We start from the raw sequence: 16487 nt of genomic DNA, 5'->3' as shown, positions 1-16487 counted from the left end.
GGAAACACGCACGGCGACTGGCGTACGGGGAATCGACCCTGGGGGAGCCGTGCGGGGCAGACCACACGAGATGCCGCCCGCCTGGGCATCTTCGGGACCGAACATCCCGCGTGGTGCCGCCCAGCAGGACTGAGCCGTGCCCCGGGATCCAGCGAACGCCCGGAGGAACCGCCATGACCGTCACCCCGCAGCCCGCCGATCTCGCCGCCCGCCACCCCGCCCTGGCCGCCGCCGACCCCGAACTCGCCGCGCTCGTCGGCGCCGAGGAGCTGCTGCAGGCCGAGACCCTCCGGCTGATCCCCAGCGAGAACTACGTCTCCCGGGCCGTCCTCGAAGCCTCGGGGACCGTCCTGCAGAACAAGTACAGCGAGGGCTACCCCGGCCGCCGCTACTACGAGGGCCAGCAGATCATCGACCAGGTCGAGACCCTCGCCGTCGAGCGCGCCAAGGCCGTCTTCGGTGTCGACCACGCCAATGTGCAGCCGTACTCCGGCTCGCCCGCCAACCTCGCCGTCTACCTCGCCTTCGCCGAGCCCGGCGACACCGTGATGGGCATGGCCCTGCCCATGGGCGGCCACCTCACCCACGGCTGGGGCGTCTCCGCCACCGGCAGGTGGTTCCGCGGCGTGCAGTACGGCGTACGCCAGGACACCGGGCTCGTCGACCTCGACCAGGTCCGCGAGCTCGCCCTCAAGGAGCGGCCGAAGGTGATCTTCTGCGGTGGCACCGCGCTGCCCCGCACGATCGACTTCGCCGCCTTCTCGGAGATCGCCCACGAGGCCGGCGCCGTGCTCGTCGCCGACATCGCCCACATCGCCGGCCTGATCGCGGGCGGCGCCCACCCTTCTCCGGTCCCGCACGCCGACGTCATCTCGACCACCACCCACAAGACCCTGCGCGGCCCGCGCGGCGCCATGCTGATGTCCCGCGAGGAGCATGCCAAGGCCCTCGACAAGGCTGTCTTCCCCGGCCTCCAGGGCGGCCCGCGCAACCAGACCACCGCCGCCATCGCCGTCGCCCTGCGGGAGGCGGCCCAGCCCTCCTTCCGCGACTACGCCCACGCGGTCGTCGCCAACGCCAGGGCCCTCGCCGAGGCGCTCCTCGCGCGCGGCTTCGACCTGGTCTCCGGCGGTACCGACAACCACCTGATCCTGATGGACCTCACCCCCAAGGAGGTCCCCGGCAAGGTCGCCGCCAAGGCCCTCGACCGCGCCGGGATCGTCGTCAACTACAACACCGTCCCCTACGACACCCGGAAGCCCTTCGACCCCTCCGGCATCCGCATCGGCACTCCCTCCCTCACCTCCCGCGGCCTCGGCACCGCGCACATGGAGCTGGTCGCCGACTGGATCGACCGCGGCGTCGCCGCCGCCGGCTCGGGCGACGAGGACGCGCTGCACGCCATCCGCAAGGAGGTCGCCGAACTGATGGCGGCCTTCCCGGCCCCGGGCCTCCCGGCCTGACCCACCCCCGCGTCGTCCTGCCCGGCCGGGCGCCCGGCCGGGCAGGACGAGCCCGGCGATCGTCCCGGCTCAGTCCGCCGACTCGGCCACGGCCCGTGCCCGCTCCAGGGACGGCTCGCCCTCCAGGCGCAGCGTCAGGGCTCCCGCGTTCCTCGTCCACAGGAGCGTGGGGCCCGCCGTGCGTATGGAGTGCGACCAGGTCCGCCCGCTCGCGTCCGTCATCGGAAAGCGCAGCAGATGCGGCTCGGCGAACCAGTAGCCCTCCGCGCCGTCCGGCAGGTCCACCCACTGCGGATGCGTCCGCACCTGCTTGGCGAAGCCGGCCTCCAGCCGTGCGGAGAACTCGTCCAGCCGGACCGTCCGGCCGCCGGCCCCGCGCCAGCACAGACTGATCACCGCCCGCCCCCGCTCCGCCGAGCCCGTCACCGAGACCGCGTCCGGGGCGCCGAGCGCGCCCGGAACCAGCGGCTCGAACCCGGCCCTCCGCCCGGCCTCCTCCAGCGGAACGGGCGACGGGCACCCCGGCACCGCCGCGCCCGGCGCCGGACGCGCACCGGGGTCGTACCGGACCTCGACCCCGCCGAAGCCGAACCAGTCCGTCACCGTCGCCCGCACCGGCGGCGTGAGCACCAGCACCACCAGGATCCCGGAGAGCGCCGCGAGCAGAGCCTTCCAGCGCCTGCGCAGGGACGCGAAGCGGCTCTGCCGCACCGGCGTGGGCACCCGCTCCGCCAGGAGCTGAGCGAGCACCCGCTCGGCCATGGACTCCCCGTCCACGTCCGGCACCTTCAGCCGGCGTCCCAGCTCCCGCAGCTCATCCGGGAGCCCGTCGCCGTCCCTCGTGTCCTTCATGCCCGTCACCTCCCTCCAGCGCCGGTCCCAGCTTCTTCAGCGCCCGGCTCAGCCGGGACTTCACCGTCCCCCGCGGCCAGCCCAGTGCGGCCGCCGTCTCCGTCTCGTCGAGCTCCAGCAGATACCGGTGGATCACCACCTGCCGGTGGTCCTCGCTCAGTCCGTCGAGCGCCGTGAGCAGCTGACGGCGTCTCTCCTGCTCCTCGGCCGCGACCGCCGGGTCCGCCCCGTCCGGTATCCGCGGCTCGGCCGCCAGCAGCTCCGCCTCCCGCCCCGCGACCGCCCGCTGCCGGCCCGCCGCCCGCACTGTGTTCCTCGTCTCATTGACCACGATCCGCAGCAGCCACGGCCGGAACGCAGCCCCCTCCTTGAACCGCCCCAGCGACCGGTACGCCTTGAAGAACGCCTGCTGCACGACGTCCTCCGCCTCCGCGCCCGCGCCGCACGCCACCGCCGCCCTCAGCGCGACCGCCGTGTGCGCGCGGACCAGCGCCGCGTACGCCTCCGCCTCCCCGGCGCGTACGCGGGCGATCACCGCGGCCTCGGCTCCGTCGTCGACGACCCGGCCCCCCTCCAGCGTCCTCACACCTTTGATACACCGGCGGAAGCGGATCGGTTCCCGGTCCGGGATCAGTTCGTTCCGGCACCTGAGAGAATGTGGGACATGGCCTCTGACAGTCCCCGTGTGCTCTCCGGAATCCAGCCCACCGCAGGCTCGTTCCACCTCGGCAACTACCTCGGTGCCGTCCGCCAGTGGGTCGCCCTGCAGGAGTCCCACGACGCCTTCTACATGGTGGTGGACCTGCACGCGATCACGGTCCCGCAGGACCCCGCGGAGCTCCGTGCCAACACCCGGCTCGCCGCCGCGCAGCTGCTCGCCGCCGGCCTGGACCCCGAGCGGTGCACCCTCTTCGTGCAGAGCCACGTCCCCGAGCACGCACAGCTCGGCTGGGTCATGAACTGCCTCACGGGCTTCGGCGAGGCCTCCCGCATGACCCAGTTCAAGGACAAGTCCGCCAAGCAGGGCGCCGACCGGGCCACCGTCGGCCTCTTCACGTACCCGATCCTCCAGGTCGCCGACATCCTGCTCTACCAGGCCAACCAGGTCCCGGTGGGCGAGGACCAGCGCCAGCACATCGAGCTGACCCGCGACCTCGCGGAGCGCTTCAACGGCCGCTTCGGCGAGACGTTCACGATCCCGGCGCCGTACATCCTCAAGGAGACGGCGAAGATCTACGACCTTCAGGACCCGGCGATCAAGATGAGCAAGTCGGCGTCGACGCCGAAGGGCCTGATCAACCTCCTCGACGAGCCGAAGACGACCGCGAAGAAGGTCAAGAGCGCCGTCACCGACACGGAGACGGTGATCCGCTTCGACCCGGAGACCAAGGCCGGCGTCTCCAACCTGCTCACGATCATGTCCACGCTCACCGGGACGAGCATCCCCGACCTGGAGAAGAGCTACGAGGGCAAGATGTACGGAGCGCTGAAGACCGACCTGGCGGAGGTCATGGTGGACTTCGTCACGCCGTTCCGGTCCCGTACGCAGGAATATCTGGACGACCCGGAGACGCTGGACGCGATCCTGGCCAAGGGCGCGGAGAAGGCCCGCGCGGTCGCCGCGGAGACGCTGGCGCAGACGTACGAGCGGATGGGCTTCCTGCCCGCGAAGCACTGAGACCGAGGACTCTGGCCTCAGGGGTGGTGCAGGCCGCACACTGGCGGCTGCACCACCACCGTCCCGATATGACACGACTATGGAGGAGAACGACGTGGGGACCGTAACGCTCGGCGTTTCGATCGCGGTCCCGGAGCCCTACGGCAGCCTGCTCCAGGAGCGGCGCGCGGGCTTCGGGGATCCCGCCGCGCACGGCATCCCCACGCACGTCACCCTCGTGCCGCCGACCGAGGTGGACGAGGCGCGGCTGCCCGCGATCCAGGCACACCTCGCCGAGGTCGCCGCGGGCGTCCGCTCCTTCCCGGTGCGCCTCAGCGGCACGGGAACGTTTCGCCCGCTCTCCCCGGTCGTCTACGTGACGCTCGCCGAGGGCGTCTCCGCCTGCGCCTGGCTCCAGGAGCGGGTACGGGACGAGTCCGGGCCGCTGGTGCGCGAGCTGCAGTTCCCGTACCACCCGCACGTCACCGTCGCGCACGGCATCGCCGAGGAGGCGATGGACCGGGCCTACGCCGAGCTGGCCGACTTCGAGGCCGCCTGGACCTGCTCCTCCTTCGCCCTGTACGAGCAGGGCGCGGACGGGGTGTGGCGCAAGCTCCGGGTGTACGAGTTCGGCGACGCGCGCCCCGTCACCGCCGTCCCGGCCCAGGGCGGCGCGCCGGTGGACGAACCGTCCCCGACGGCGGGCTGACCCGGCCCGGCCTCCCCGCCCTGCTCGCGCGCCCGGCCCGGCCTCCCGGCCCGGCCTCCCGAGCTGCCGGTGTCAGACCGGCAGCCGCCGGAACACCGGCCTCGGCACGTGCCGCAGCGCCGACATCACCATCCGCAGCGCCCCCGGCACCCACACCGTCTCCGAGCGCCGCCGCAGCCCCAGCTCGATCGCCGTCGCGACCGCCTCCGGCGTGGTCGCCAGCGGCGCCTCGTCGAGCCCCGCGGTCATCCGCGACCGTACGAAGCCGGGGCGTACGACCATCACATGCACCCCGGTCCCGTGCAGCGCGTCCCCGAGCCCCTGGGCGAACGCGTCGAGGCCGGCCTTCGACGAGCCGTAGATGAAGTTCGCGCGGCGGGCGCGCTCACCGGCCACCGACGACAGCACCACCAGAGAACCGTGCCCCTGCGCCTGCAGCGCGCCCGCGCAGATCAGCCCCGCCGAGACGGCGCCCGTGTAGTTGGTCTGGGCGACCCGGACGGCGGCGAGCGGATCGGCCTCGTCGTGCGCCTGGTCGCCGAGGATCCCGAAGGCGAGCAGCACCATGTCGATGTCGCCCTCGGTGAAGATCTTGCCGAGCCGTTCCTCGTGCGACGTGGTGTCGAGCGCGTCGAACGGCACCGTCCGCACGTCCGCGCCGAGCGCCCGCAGCGACTCCGCGGCGGCCGTCAGGGCGGGCGAGGGGCGTCCGGCGAGCCATACCGTGCGGGTACGGCGGGCGATCAGCCGGCGGGCCGTGGCGAGCCCGATCTCGGAGGTGCCGCCGAGCAGGAGCAGGGACTGCGGGGCGCCGAAGGCATCCTTCATGACGATCAAACTCCTCGGAGAGCGCGATGCGGAGGGCGGTTCGGAGAAACGGTTCGGAGCGGCGGTTCGGAGAAACGGTTCGCGGGACGGTTCAGAGGGCGAGGCGACGGGAGAGGTCGGACCTGAAGACGGAGCGCGGGTCGAGCGTGGCCCGCAGCGCGCGGAACTCGGCCAGCCGCGGGTACATCGCGTCCAGCAGCTCCGGCCGCAGCCGGGAGTCCTTCGCGAGGTAGACCCGGCCGCCCGCGTCCGCCACCTCCTCGTCGAGTTCGTCGAGGAAGGCGCCGAGACCGGAGAGCCGGGTCGGGATGTCGAGCGCGAGCGTCCAGCCGGGCACGGGGAAGGAGAGCCAGCCCGGGTCGCCCGTGCCGAAGCGCTTGAGCACGGCGAGGAACGACGGACAGCCGCGGCGCGCGATCCGCTTCACGATCCGGCGCAGCGTCTCCTCGTGCCCGTGGCCGACGACGAACTGGTACTGGACGAACCCGCCGCGCCCGTAGATCCGGTTCCAGTGCGGGACGCCGTCCAGGGGGTGGAAGAACGTGGACATCCGCTGGAGTTCGCCGGTGCGGCGGCGGGGCGCCCGGCGGTACCAGAGCTCGTTGAAGAGACCGACGGCCGGGCGGCCGAGCAGACCCTCGGGGACGAGCGCGGGCGCGGCCGGCAGCCGGCCGGGGCGGAAGGCGAGGGGCGCGCGGCGGGCGCGGCGCTCCCGGACGGGGATCGCGTCGTACGGGGCGTGGTCGCCGCGGGTGAGGACGGACCGTCCGGTGGCGGCGCCGCGCGCGAGGAGGTCGATCCAGGCGACCGAGTAGCGGTAGCGGTGGTCGGTGGCGGTGAGCCGGGCCATCAGCTCGTCGAGGTCCGCGGCGCGTTCGGTGTCGACGGACATGAGGGAGGTCTCGACGGGGAGCAGCCGGAGGGTCGCGGAGAGGATCACGCCCGTCAGGCCCATGCCTCCGGTGGTGGCGTCGAAGAGGTCCGTGCCGGGGAGGACGGTGCGGATCTCCCCGTCGGCGGTGAGGAGTTCGAGGGCGGTGACATGGCGGCCGAAGGAGCCGGAGACGTGGTGGTTCTTGCCGTGGATGTCGGCGCCGATCGCGCCGCCGACCGTGACGTACCGGGTCCCGGGGGTGACGGGGACGAACCAGCCGAGCGGAAGCAGCACCTCCATCAGGCGGTGCAGGCTGACGCCGGCGTCGCAGACGACGGTGCCGCCGACGGCGTCGACCGAGTGGATCCGGTCGAGGCCGGTCATGTCGAGGACGGAGCCGCCGGCGTTCTGCGCGGCGTCGCCGTAGGCGCGGCCGAGGCCGCGCGCGATGGAGCCGCGGGCACCGCAGGCGCGGACGGCTTCGGATGCCTCCTCGTACGTCCGGGGGCGGTGCACGCGCGCGAGGGTGGGAGCGGTGCGACCCCAGCCGGTGAGGGGCTCGTCGTCGGTGTGGGCAGCCATGAGGGCGACCGTATCGCCCGATCTAGGCGTTATGACTGGTTTGCTCTCGGTTCGTCGAAATGGGTGATTAAAGGAGTGTCAGGAAAGATTGCCGTGCGGTGACCGGGCCGCCGGGTCAGAGTCACCCCGGGTCGACGGAGGAGCCCGTCGAGAACCGGGGAGGCGGAGCCGATGCGAAACGCGGACTGGGCCGGGGCCGAGAGGAGACTCCTGGCCGTCCTGCGCGGCTGCGGACGCCGCGCGCCCGTGGCCACGGCCGCCCGCGCGCTGTCCTCCGGCGGCGAGCACGGCGCCCTCTGGCTCGCCGCCGGCCTCGTCGGCGCCGCGCTGGACCGGGAGAGGCGATCCGGCTGGCTGCGCGGTACGGCCCTCGTGGCGGGCGCGCACCTGGCGAGCATGGGCGTCAAGCGGGTGGTCCGGCGGCCACGGCCGGGGGAGGCGGAGTACGAGCCCCTGGTCCGCACGGCGGGCCGGCACTCCTTCCCCAGCTCCCACGCCACGTCCGCCGCCGCGGCGGCCGTCGCCTTCGGCGCCCTCCACCCCGCGGCCCGCCGCCTCGCCGCCCCCGCGGCGGCCGCGATGTGCGTCTCCCGCCTGGTCGTCGGCGTCCACTACCCGACGGACGTGGCGGCGGGCGCCCTCCTGGGCGCGGTGACGGCCGCCCTCGCCCGCCCCTGGCTCCGGACGCCGCCCACGGCCCTCGCCGCGTCCGCCGGTGCGTGCCGTGGCTGAGCGCTCCGCCGGCGCCGTCCTCGACAAGCCCGTCGGCGTACGAGACCACCGGCGTGGGCGCGGGCGCCGGCGGTCGTACGCCGTGGCCGCCGGGCTCGTCAGGACCGCACGGCCCCGGCAGTGGGTCAAGAACGCGCTCGTCGTCGCCGCGCCCGTCGCCGCCGGCCAGCTCGTCTCCTGGCACACGGCCGCCCGACTCGCCCTGGTCTTCGCCCTGTTCACTGCCGCCGCGTCCGCCGTCTACCTCGTCAACGACGCCCGCGACGCGGCCGCCGACCGCGCCCACCCCGTGAAGTGCCTCCGCCCCGTGGCCGCCGGCCTCGTCCCCGTACCCCTCGCGTACGCCACCGGCACCCTCCTCGGCGTCGGGGCCGCCGTCGCGAGCGCGGTCCTGTGCAACCCGATGACCGCCGCGCTCCTCATCGCGTACCTCGTCATGCAGATCGCGTACTGCCTGCGGCTCAAGCACGTCCTCGTCGTCGACCTCGCCGTCGTCACCACCGGTTTCCTCATGCGGGCCATGGTCGGCGGGGTCGCGCTCGCGATCCCGCTCTCCCGCTGGTTCCTGATCACCACCGGCTTCGGCGCGCTCTTCATGGTCGCCGCCAAGCGCTACTCCGAAGCCGTCCAGATGGAGGACGCGCGCGGCGCGACCCGCGCGCTGCTCACCCAGTACACGACCGGATACCTACGCTTCGTCTGGCAGTTGGCGGCCGGGGTCGCCGTCCTCGGCTACTGCCTCTGGGCCCTGGAGAGCGGCGGTGTCGCCACCGGCAGCCTGCTGCCCTGGCGCCAGCTCTCCATGATCGCCTTCATCCTCGCCGTCCTGCGCTACGCCGTCTTCGCCGACCGCGGTTCCGCCGGCGCCCCCGAGGACGTCGTGCTGCACGACCGCCCGCTCGCGGTCATCGGCCTGGTCTGGGCGGCGATGTACGGCATGGCGGTCGCGGACCTGTGAGGCCGCCGGAAGCACGCCGTATCGGCACGAGATCAAGGGGTACGCGTACGACATGGACTGGCTGAGCAAGCTCCCCGTCATCGGCCCCTGGGTCACCCGCCTCATGAAGACGCACGCCTGGCGTTCGTACGAGACCCTCGACGCCGCCCACTGGACCCGGCTCGCCGCAGCCATCACCTTCATCAGCTTCCTGGCGCTGTTCCCCCTGATCGCCGTCGCCGCGGCGGTCGGCGCCGCGTTGCTCAGCCAGGAGCAGCTCGACAAGATCGAGGACAAGATCACCGACCAGGTCCCCGGCATCTCCGACCAGCTGAACATCGGCGGCCTCGTGGACAACGCGGGCACGATCGGCCTCGTGGCCGGTGTCCTGCTGCTCTTCACGGGCATCGGATGGATCGGCTCGATGCGGGACTGCCTGCGCGCGGTGTGGGGGATCGACGACCAGGACGAGGGCAACCCCGTCGTACGCAAGGGCAAGGACGCGCTCGTCCTGCTCGGGCTCGGCGCCGTCGGGCTCTGCTCGCTCGCCGCGTCCTGGCTCGGCTCCACCGCCGTCGGCTGGTCCGCCGACCGGGTGGGGATCTCCGGCGAGGGGGCCACCGGGATCCTGCTCCAGGTGGCCTCCGTCGCCGTCGCCGCCATGGCGGGCTTCCTCGTCCTGCTGTACCTGCTGACGCTGCTCCCGGGCGTCCACCCGCCGCGCCGCCGCCTGGTGGTGGCGGCGGTGATCGGAGCGATCGGCTTCGAGCTGCTGAAGCTGCTGATCGGCGGCTACATGCGGGAGGTCGCGGGAAAGTCGATGTACGGCGCGTTCGGCGTGCCGGTCGCGCTGCTCCTCTGGATCAACTTCACCGCGAAGCTCCTGCTGTTCTGCGCCGCCTGGACGGCTACGGGGTCGGGGTCCGGTCCGGACCGCCCGGAGCTTCCGGACGGTCGGGATCCTGAACCGCGTCAGGACCCTGAACCGCGTCAGGACCCTGCACCGCGTCAGGACCCGCCGGGCCGTCGGTCCGAGGGCGGCGCCGGACCAGCTCCGGCAGCGGCCAGCGACGGTTGACGAGGAAGGCGGCGCCCGCCAGCAGCACCAGCAGGCCGCCGACGATCCCGAGCGCGGTCCCGACGCCACCGACCTTCCCCCCGGCGGAGGCCTTCTGCGCGGCGTCCGGGGCGTTCTTGCCGGGCGCCGGCGACGAGCCGTCGCTCTCGGTCCCCGGGTTCGTCACGGCGGACTTCGGCGGGACCAGCTCGCCCACCGGCTGCACCTTCCCGGCCGCGGCGAAGCCCCAGTCGAGGAGCCGCGCGGTCTCCTTGTAGACCGCGTGCTGCTCCTTGGACGACGGGTTCAGCACCGTCACGAGCAGGACTTTGCCGTTGCGCTCCGCAACGCCGGTGAACGTGGCGCCGGCGTGCGTGGTGTTGCCGTTCTTGACGCCGGCGATGCCCTGGTACGGGGCGACGCCCAGGTCGCCGGTCAGCAGCCGGTTCGTGTTCTGGATCTCGAAGGTCTCGCGCTTCTTCCCCGGCTTCTCCTCACCCGGGAAGGCGGCGCGCGCGGTCGCCGCGTACTCGCGGAAGTCCGCGTTCTGCATCCCGCTGCGGGCGATGAGCGTCAGGTCGTACGCGGACGAGACCTGGCCCGGGGCGTCGTAGCCGTCCGGCGACTCCACGTGGGTGTCGAGCGCCTGGAGCTCGTCGGCGCGGTCGTTCATGTCCTGCACGGTCTTCGCGAGGCCGTTGTTCATCGAGGAGAGCACGCGCACGGCGTCGTTGCCCGAGCGAAGGAAGACACCGAGCCAGAGATCGTGGACGGTGTAGGTCGACTTCTCCTTGATCCCCACGAGGCTCGATCCCGCGCCGAGGCCGGCCAGATCCTCGGGCGTGACGGTGTGCTTCGTCGTCCTGGGGAACTTGGGCAGCACCGTGTCCGCGAAGAGCATCTTGAGCGTGGAGGCCGGGGCGAGGGGCCAGTGGGCGTTGTGCGAGGCGAGCACGTGACCCGTCTCCGCGTCCGCGACGATCCACGACCGCGCGCTCAGCTCCCTGGGCAGTACCGGCGCTCCGGGCCCGAGCCGCACCTGCGTACCGGGCACGCCGAGCAGCGACCCGCCGACCGACGACATCTTGGCGGGCGGCCTGGGCTGCTTCTCCTCCTTGTTGTCCGCCGTGTCCGCGTGGGCGGGGAGGGCGGTCAGGAGCGGAAGCAGCGCAGCAGCAGTGACCGCCCAAGCGGTCTTCTTCGAAGCAGACACGATCGAAAACGTACAGGCACGGCCCGACGATCCGAACCCCGCCGGGCGGTTCGCCCGGTCACCACCACTCGGGTGCCCGGGCCGCCCCGGAGACGAGGTGCCCGGGGCCGGTGGTGATACTGAGGGTATGAAGCTCAGCCGTCCCGTCTCCTGGTTCCTGCTCGCCTTCGGGGTGTGGAGCTGGTTCATCTGGATCACTTTCGTCAAGAACCTGTGGAACGACGGGAGCGGTCTCGCCTTCGACGACGCGGGCGAGCCGACGGCCTACTTCTGGGTTCATCTGCTGCTCGCCATCACGTCCTTTGTTCTGGGGACGGTGGTCGGCACGATCGGGTTGCGTGGAGTGCGCGCGTCGCGACGCGCGCACGGATAGGGGTTGGGGCGCGTGCTCGTCTTTCTGCTCGTGTTCGTCGTGATCCTCGGGCTCCTGGCCACGGTTCACTGGTACGTGTGGCGGCGCCTGGTGCGCGATGTCACCGCGCGGGGGAGCGTGGCGCGGCGGCTGGGGACCGTGGCGGCGTTCGCGCTGCCCGCGCTGTCGTTCGCGGCCCTGGTCTCCGCCCGGGCCGGCGCCCCCTTCTGGCTCCAGCAGGCCGTGGCCTGGCCCGGCTACCTGTGGCTGGCCGTCCTGCTGTACCTGACCCTCGCCCTGGTGGTCGGCGAGGCCGTCCGCCCGCTGCTGCGGCGTGCCCTTGAGCGCGGGGCGACCGCCCCGAGCCCTTCCGCGGCATCCGTGCAGGCTCCGGCCCCCGCCCCGGCCACGGTCCCGCCCTCCGCTCCCTCCGCCCCGGCCCCCGGGCCCGCCGGGAGCGACGAGCCCGCCGCCCCCGCCGAGAGCGACGAGGCCGCGGGCGTCGCCGGTGCCACCGCCGTCTCCCGGCGGCTGTTCGTCTCGCGTGTCGTCGGCGGGGCCGCGGCGGCCGCCGCCGTGGGGACCGTCGGGTACGGAACGTACGGCGTGCTGCGCGGGCCGCGCGTCAAGCGGGTGACCGTACCGCTGGCCAAGGTGCCGCGGGCCGCGCACGGGTACCGCATCGCCGTCGTCTCCGACATCCACATCGGACCGATCCTGGGCCGCGCGCACACACAGCGCATCGTGGACGCCATCAACCGCACCCAGCCCGACCTGATCGCCGTCGTCGGCGACCTCGTCGACGGCAGCGTCGAGAACCTCGGCCCCGCCGCCGAGCCCCTCGCGCAGCTGAGGGCCCGGCACGGCTCGTTCTTCGTGACGGGCAACCACGAGTACTTCTCCGGCGCCGACGCCTGGGTCGACCATGTCCGCGAACTCGGCCTGCGGCCGCTGCGCAACGCGCGCCAGGAGATCGCGGCCGGATTCGACCTCGCGGGCGTCGACGACATCGCCGGCGAGAGCGAGGGCAAGGGCCCGGACTTCGCCGCCGCCCTCGGCGACCGCGACCGTGCCAGGGCCGCCGTGCTCCTCGCGCACCAGCCGGTCGTCATCCACGACGCCGTACGCCACGGCGTCGACCTCCAGCTCTCCGGCCACACCCACGGCGGTCAGCTCTGGCCCGGCAACTACCTCGCCGAGCTCGCCAACCCGACCGTCGCCGGTCTGGAGCGGTACGGCGACACCCAGCTCTACGTCTCGCGCGGCGCGGGCGCCTGGGGCCCTCCGGTCCGGGTCGGCGCGCCCTCCGACATCACCGTCGTGGAGCTGGCCTCCCGGCAGGCATAGAGGGGCATGTCCGGCATAGCGGGATGGTGTAGCGGAACGGGTCACTCATCGCGCTGGGGCCGATACATGCCGTTGAGTCCCCCGAAGTCGCTCATCACGGACATATACCTGCACTGTGAAGGTTTACTCTTCCACTTGTGAATTCCGTGTGATTGGGTGACGCCATCGCGGCATGGCTGGGTGCCGCCGCGCCAGGGGTGGGCTCGAAAAAAGGAAGCACGGCAATGCGGTCGAAGGTCCGTCTGCGGATCCTCATCACTTGTGGAGTTCTGGTGGCCGCCGGGGTGGGAGGCTGGCAGCTGCTGCCTTCCGACGACGTCCGGACCGACCCGATCACCGTCGGCACCACGGACGAGGTCACCTCGCTCGACCCGGCCGGGGCGTACGACGCAGGCTCGTGGGCGATGTACAGCAACGTCTACCAGTCGCTGCTCTCCTTCAAGCCCGGCTTCGTCACGCCGGTCCCCGACGCCGCCGAGAACTGCAAGTTCATCGGCACCCGGCTCACGACGTACCAGTGCGAGCTCCGGGACGACCTGACCTTCCCCGGCGGCCGCAAGGTGACGGGCGAGGACGTCAAGTACTCCTTCGAGCGCATGCTGAACATCAAGGCGGACGTCGGTCCCGCGCCGCTCTTCGCGACCCTGAAGAGCGTCGTGGCCGACGGCCAGAAGGTCACCTTCAACCTGACCGGCCGGGACGCGACCTTCCCGCTGAAGCTCGCCACGGGCGCCGGCTCGATCGTCGACCGTGACCAGTACCCGGCCAAGCAGCTGCGCGAGGGCACGACGGTCCAGGGCACGGGGCCATACCTCCTCAAGGAGTACAAGCCCGGCGAGAGCGCGCGCCTGGAGCCGAATCCGAACTACCGGGGCGCGGTGGAGAAGCGCGGCGGAACGGTCGTCGTGAAGTACTTCACGGAGTCCGAGGAGCTCGCCGACTCCTGGGAGAGCAAGCAGGTCGACGTCGCGCACCGGCAGATGCCGCCGGAGTTCCTCTCGACGGTGAAGGACGGCAAGGACACCGCTCGGATCACCGAGGCGCAGACGGCCGAGATCCGCAATCTCTACTTCAACGTGAAGTCCGGCTCGCCGATGGCGAAGAAGGCGGTCCGGCAGGCGGTCGCCGCGTTGATCGACCGCCCGGCGATCGTCACCGGCGCGTACCACGGCACGGTCGAGCCGCTGTACTCCCTCATCCCGCAGGGCTTCAACGGCCACAGCACCTCGTTCTACGACACGTATCCCGAGCCGTCCAAGAAGACGGCGAAGAGCCTGCTGAAGGCGGCGGACGTCGACACGCCGGTGAGCTTCACCCTCGGCTACCGCAAGGACGCCACGTACGGCGCCGAGGCGGCGGAGCTGAAGAAGCAGCTGGAGATGAGCGGCCTGTTCAAGGTCAAGCTGGTCGAGGCGGAGTGGAAGGAGTTCCAGCAGGGGTACGTGAAGGGCGACTACGACGCGTACCCCGTCGGCTGGCTGCCCGACTTCCCGGACTCCGACAGCTTCACCGCCCCGCTGGTCGGCACGGACAACGCGATGCACAACGGCTTCGGCAGCAAGAAGATCGATTCGCTGATCTCCGCGACGCAGCAGTACAGCGACCGGGCGGCGGCGGCCAACGACTTCGAGGACATCCAGGCCGAGGTCGCCGAGGACGTCCCGCTGATCCCGCTCTGGCAGAAGAAGGACTACGTCCTGGCGACGACCGAGGTCGCCGGCTCGCAGTACCTGACCGACGGCACCGGCATCTGGCGCCTCTGGGAACTCAGCTGGATCTGACGGGCGCGCGCCCGGACGTCGGCGGCTCGGCCCCTCGGGGCTCGGGCCGCCTTCGGTTTGGGGCCGCTCTCCGGCTGGAGCCGCTTCGGGGCCCGAGCGGCCTTCTGGATTGAGCGGCCTTCCGGCTGGAGCCGCTTCGGAGCCCGAGCAGCCTCCGGCCCGAGCAGCCTCCGGCCCGAGCCGCCTTCGGTTTGAGCCGCCTTCCGGCCCGAGCCGCCTTCGGTTTGAGCCGCCTTCCGGCCCGAGCCGCCTTCGGTTTGGGCCGCCTTCCGGCTGGAGCCGCTTCGGAGCCCGAGTCGCCTTCCGGCCTGAGCCGCTTCGGGGCCCGAGCAGCCTCCGGCCTGAGCCGCTTCCGGAGCCCGAGCGGCCCCGGTCGTCAGTCCTTCGCGGGCTTCGGCCGCTTGGGCTTGCCCGAGGCCGCCATGCCGGCCGCCGTCGGCATGAAGTCGGCGAGGAGGTCGTGGGTCTCGACGACCAGGGGGCGCAGCAGCCGGAAGCGCGAGAGCGAGATCGCGCGGGCGGTGACCGGTGCGAGGCGCTGGACGAGGCGGCGGCTGTTGGCGCAGCCCTCGGAGCGGTCGTACACCCAGAACAGCACCAGGCCCATCTGCTGGAGCCAGAGCAACTGGGGAAGCGGCTCGGCCAGTTCGGGGTCGACCTTGACGTCGGCCCCGGCGATGACCCTGCGGTGGACCTCGATCGCGGCCTCGCGCGGGCCCTCCGACTCGGGGGAGAAGGGGCTGAGCGGGCTGTCCGGGTCGGCCGCGTTCTTGAAGAACTGGGCCGCGAACTCGTGGTACGGCTCGGCGATGTCGAGCCAGCCGAGGAGGACCCCGCGGATGCGGGCCGTGAGGTCCTTCTCGCCGCCGTCGAGCACGTCGGCGACGGCCGCCTGGTGCTCCTCGGCGATCCGGTCGTAGAAGCCCTGGACCAGGTGTTCCTTGGAGGCGAAGTAGTAGTACGCGTTGCCGACGGAGACTCCGGCCTCCTGGGCGATGGCCCGCATGGTCGTCTTGTCGTAGCCGCGCTCCTTGAAGAGCCGGAGCGCGGTTTCGAGGATGAGCGTGCGGGTCTGTTCGCTCTTGGCGGCCTTGGCCGGGGCCTTGGCCCCGGCGTCGGTTCCGGTCCGCTCGGGCTCGGCGGGCTGCACTTCCTTCACGTCCTTCACAGTGCCCGAGCCTAGCCGGGCCTGCCGGGCACTTCGCAGCGCCCGTCGTCGCAGGCCGGTCCGCCCCCCTTGAGCGCCTCGCGCCACTTGGCGGCGGCGAGGACGGTCGCCCGGGCGAAGGGCTGTCCGGCGGGCGTGGCCAGCCAGTGGGCCTTGGGCCGGTGTTCGGCCAGGGCCCAGAGGCAGACGATCCAGGCGGAGGTGGAGCGGTAGACCTGCCCCCGGTCACCGATCACGGTGATCTCCCTGAGGGTGGACTCGTGGTCGAGGTCGGGGAAGCGGCGCCTGGCCTCCTGCGAGGCGGCCGGGACCAGGTCGAGCGGGACGAGCCGGTGCTGCCGCAGCAGCCAGTGACGCAGATGGACGCAGAGCGGGCAGTCGGCGTCGTACAGCACGGTGAGGCGGTGTACGGGGGTCACGGGCGGCCGGCTCATCCGTCTCTCCTCACGCTCCGGCGACGGGCGGAGCCCAGGGGCCCTTGGCCGGGCCGGTCCAGCCCTGCGGCGGCACCGGCGGCACCTGCTCGCGCTCCATCACGCCCCGGCGACGGATCTTGTTGAGGACGTAGACGTTGCCCAGGTGCATCACGCCGAGGACCAGGAGGACCACGCCGAGCTTGACGGACAGGGCCTCGAAGAGCCCCCGGGCGTCGGCGACGGTCTCGTCCTGATTGAGGTAGAGGGCGACGAAACCGAAGTTGACGAGGTAGAAGCCGACCACCAGGAGGTGGTTGACGGCCTCGGCGAGCTTCTCGTTCCCGTGCAGGACGTCTGCCAGGAAGATCCTTCCGTTGCGGCTGAGCGTGCGGGCGACCCAGACGGTCAGAGCCACGCTGATGAGCAGGTAGACGATGTACGCGACGACAGTGAGGTCCATGCCCCACCCTCCCTTGAACGCGTTCAAAAGCTGGCGGTCATGACTGTAGACCTCCGTTT

At 72.2% G+C, this 16487-nt stretch carries 16 protein-coding genes, 1 pseudogene and 1 riboswitch; of the genes and pseudogenes, 9 read left to right on the top strand and 8 right to left on the bottom strand.

The features are described 5' to 3' along the window. Positions 1–3: 3 nt before the first annotated feature. Positions 4–94, top strand: a riboswitch (ZMP/ZTP riboswitch). Positions 95–173: 79 nt separating this feature from the next. Beyond that, the gene (gene glyA / locus ACFVGW_RS25560; protein WP_385853615.1) at positions 174–1463 is read left to right on the top strand and encodes a serine hydroxymethyltransferase; all 1290 of its coding nucleotides are present in this window, start codon (positions 174–176) and stop codon (positions 1461–1463) included. A gap of 69 nt (positions 1464–1532) precedes the next feature. On the opposite strand, the gene ACFVGW_RS25555 is transcribed toward glyA, so the two are convergent. Both ACFVGW_RS25555 and ACFVGW_RS25550 read right to left on the bottom strand, forming a co-directional pair. After that, the gene (locus ACFVGW_RS25555; protein ID WP_385853614.1) at positions 1533–2315 is read right to left on the bottom strand and encodes a hypothetical protein; all 783 of its coding nucleotides are present in this window, start codon (positions 2313–2315) and stop codon (positions 1533–1535) included. Next, the gene (locus ACFVGW_RS25550) at positions 2278–2901 is read right to left on the bottom strand and encodes an RNA polymerase sigma factor (RefSeq protein ID WP_383223272.1); all 624 of its coding nucleotides are present in this window, start codon (positions 2899–2901) and stop codon (positions 2278–2280) included. The genes ACFVGW_RS25555 and ACFVGW_RS25550 overlap by 38 nt, the downstream gene beginning before the upstream one ends. 78 nt (positions 2902–2979) lie before the next feature. Between ACFVGW_RS25550 and trpS the strand changes: the two genes are divergently transcribed. Then, a complete protein-coding gene (gene trpS / locus ACFVGW_RS25545) occupies positions 2980–3993 on the top strand; it encodes a tryptophan--tRNA ligase (RefSeq protein WP_352191950.1) in 1014 nt (337 codons plus the stop codon). A 94-nt stretch (positions 3994–4087) separates the two neighbouring features. Beyond that, positions 4088–4681 carry a 2'-5' RNA ligase family protein gene (locus ACFVGW_RS25540; protein WP_383223279.1) on the top strand — a complete coding sequence of 198 codons (594 nt, stop codon included), beginning with the start codon at positions 4088–4090 and terminating at the stop codon, positions 4679–4681. A gap of 72 nt (positions 4682–4753) precedes the next feature. On the opposite strand, the gene ACFVGW_RS25535 is transcribed toward ACFVGW_RS25540, so the two are convergent. Both ACFVGW_RS25535 and ACFVGW_RS25530 read right to left on the bottom strand, forming a co-directional pair. Continuing rightward, positions 4754–5509 carry a decaprenylphospho-beta-D-erythro-pentofuranosid-2-ulose 2-reductase gene (locus ACFVGW_RS25535; protein WP_383223280.1) on the bottom strand — a complete coding sequence of 252 codons (756 nt, stop codon included), beginning with the start codon at positions 5507–5509 and terminating at the stop codon, positions 4754–4756. Positions 5510–5600: 91 nt separating this feature from the next. Further along, positions 5601–6965, bottom strand: coding sequence for an FAD-binding protein (locus ACFVGW_RS25530; protein ID WP_385853613.1), 1365 nt, complete (start codon positions 6963–6965; stop codon positions 5601–5603). A 171-nt stretch (positions 6966–7136) separates the two neighbouring features. Between ACFVGW_RS25530 and ACFVGW_RS25525 the strand changes: the two genes are divergently transcribed. The 3 genes from ACFVGW_RS25525 to ACFVGW_RS25515 are packed head-to-tail and all read left to right on the top strand — an operon-like array spanning position 7137 to position 9712. Further along, complete coding sequence (locus tag ACFVGW_RS25525; RefSeq protein WP_385853612.1) at positions 7137–7697, top strand: phosphatase PAP2 family protein; 561 nt, start codon at positions 7137–7139, stop codon at positions 7695–7697. Next, positions 7690–8655, top strand: a complete 966-nt coding sequence (locus tag ACFVGW_RS25520) for a decaprenyl-phosphate phosphoribosyltransferase (protein WP_385853611.1) — start codon at positions 7690–7692, stop codon at positions 8653–8655. Before ACFVGW_RS25525 ends, ACFVGW_RS25520 begins: the two co-directional genes overlap by 8 nt. A 52-nt stretch (positions 8656–8707) precedes the next feature. Continuing rightward, positions 8708–9712: a YihY/virulence factor BrkB family protein gene (locus tag ACFVGW_RS25515; RefSeq protein ID WP_385853610.1), complete on the top strand. Its 1005-nt coding sequence runs from the start codon at positions 8708–8710 to the stop codon at positions 9710–9712. Between the two features lie 340 nt (positions 9713–10052). Here ACFVGW_RS25515 and ACFVGW_RS25510 read toward each other — a convergent pair. After that, positions 10053–10775: pseudogene (locus tag ACFVGW_RS25510) on the bottom strand (D-alanyl-D-alanine carboxypeptidase family protein); the annotation flags it as partial. Between the two features lie 256 nt (positions 10776–11031). Here ACFVGW_RS25510 and ACFVGW_RS25505 point away from each other — a divergent pair. From ACFVGW_RS25505 to ACFVGW_RS25495, 3 genes are all read left to right on the top strand, one after another. Next, the gene (locus tag ACFVGW_RS25505) at positions 11032–11277 is read left to right on the top strand and encodes an SCO4848 family membrane protein (RefSeq protein WP_383223287.1); all 246 of its coding nucleotides are present in this window, start codon (positions 11032–11034) and stop codon (positions 11275–11277) included. A 12-nt stretch (positions 11278–11289) separates the two neighbouring features. Then, complete coding sequence (locus ACFVGW_RS25500) at positions 11290–12603, top strand: metallophosphoesterase (RefSeq protein ID WP_385853609.1); 1314 nt, start codon at positions 11290–11292, stop codon at positions 12601–12603. A gap of 224 nt (positions 12604–12827) precedes the next feature. Then, positions 12828–14384, top strand: coding sequence for an ABC transporter substrate-binding protein (locus ACFVGW_RS25495; RefSeq protein ID WP_385853608.1), 1557 nt, complete (start codon positions 12828–12830; stop codon positions 14382–14384). 376 nt (positions 14385–14760) lie between these two features. On the opposite strand, the gene ACFVGW_RS25490 is transcribed toward ACFVGW_RS25495, so the two are convergent. The 3 genes from ACFVGW_RS25490 to ACFVGW_RS25480 are packed head-to-tail and all read right to left on the bottom strand — an operon-like array spanning position 14761 to position 16428. Further along, positions 14761–15543: a TetR family transcriptional regulator gene (locus ACFVGW_RS25490; protein WP_385853607.1), complete on the bottom strand. Its 783-nt coding sequence runs from the start codon at positions 15541–15543 to the stop codon at positions 14761–14763. A 20-nt stretch (positions 15544–15563) separates the two neighbouring features. Next, on the bottom strand, positions 15564–15986 hold the full coding sequence (locus ACFVGW_RS25485) for a thiol-disulfide oxidoreductase DCC family protein (RefSeq protein ID WP_385853606.1): 423 nt from the start codon (positions 15984–15986) through the stop codon (positions 15564–15566). 10 nt (positions 15987–15996) lie between these two features. Beyond that, positions 15997–16428 (bottom strand): hypothetical protein, encoded by a 432-nt coding sequence (locus tag ACFVGW_RS25480; RefSeq protein ID WP_385853605.1) that lies wholly within the window; start codon positions 16426–16428, stop codon positions 15997–15999. Between the last annotated feature and the right edge of the window lie 59 nt (positions 16429–16487).

This window comes from Streptomyces sp. NPDC127129, from assembly GCF_042671585.1.
GTDB lineage: Bacteria > Actinomycetota > Actinomycetes > Streptomycetales > Streptomycetaceae > Streptomyces.
Note: the sequence above shows the minus strand (reverse complement) of the source record. Positions and strands in the feature narration are given on the sequence as shown.

Coding starts and splice junctions, on each gene's coding strand:
- trpS (WP_352191950.1), top strand. CDS start 2,980: ATGGCCTCTGACAGTCCCCGTGTGCTCTCCGGAATCCAGCCCACCGCA.
- ACFVGW_RS25530 (WP_385853613.1), bottom strand. CDS start 6,965: ATGGCTGCCCACACCGACGACGAGCCCCTCACCGGCTGGGGTCGCACC.
- ACFVGW_RS25505 (WP_383223287.1), top strand. CDS start 11,032: ATGAAGCTCAGCCGTCCCGTCTCCTGGTTCCTGCTCGCCTTCGGGGTG.
- ACFVGW_RS25495 (WP_385853608.1), top strand. CDS start 12,828: ATGCGGTCGAAGGTCCGTCTGCGGATCCTCATCACTTGTGGAGTTCTG.
- ACFVGW_RS25515 (WP_385853610.1), top strand. CDS start 8,708: ATGGACTGGCTGAGCAAGCTCCCCGTCATCGGCCCCTGGGTCACCCGC.
- ACFVGW_RS25555 (WP_385853614.1), bottom strand. CDS start 2,315: ATGAAGGACACGAGGGACGGCGACGGGCTCCCGGATGAGCTGCGGGAG.
- ACFVGW_RS25485 (WP_385853606.1), bottom strand. CDS start 15,986: ATGAGCCGGCCGCCCGTGACCCCCGTACACCGCCTCACCGTGCTGTAC.
- ACFVGW_RS25525 (WP_385853612.1), top strand. CDS start 7,137: ATGCGAAACGCGGACTGGGCCGGGGCCGAGAGGAGACTCCTGGCCGTC.
- glyA (WP_385853615.1), top strand. CDS start 174: ATGACCGTCACCCCGCAGCCCGCCGATCTCGCCGCCCGCCACCCCGCC.
- ACFVGW_RS25480 (WP_385853605.1), bottom strand. CDS start 16,428: ATGGACCTCACTGTCGTCGCGTACATCGTCTACCTGCTCATCAGCGTG.
- ACFVGW_RS25535 (WP_383223280.1), bottom strand. CDS start 5,509: ATGAAGGATGCCTTCGGCGCCCCGCAGTCCCTGCTCCTGCTCGGCGGC.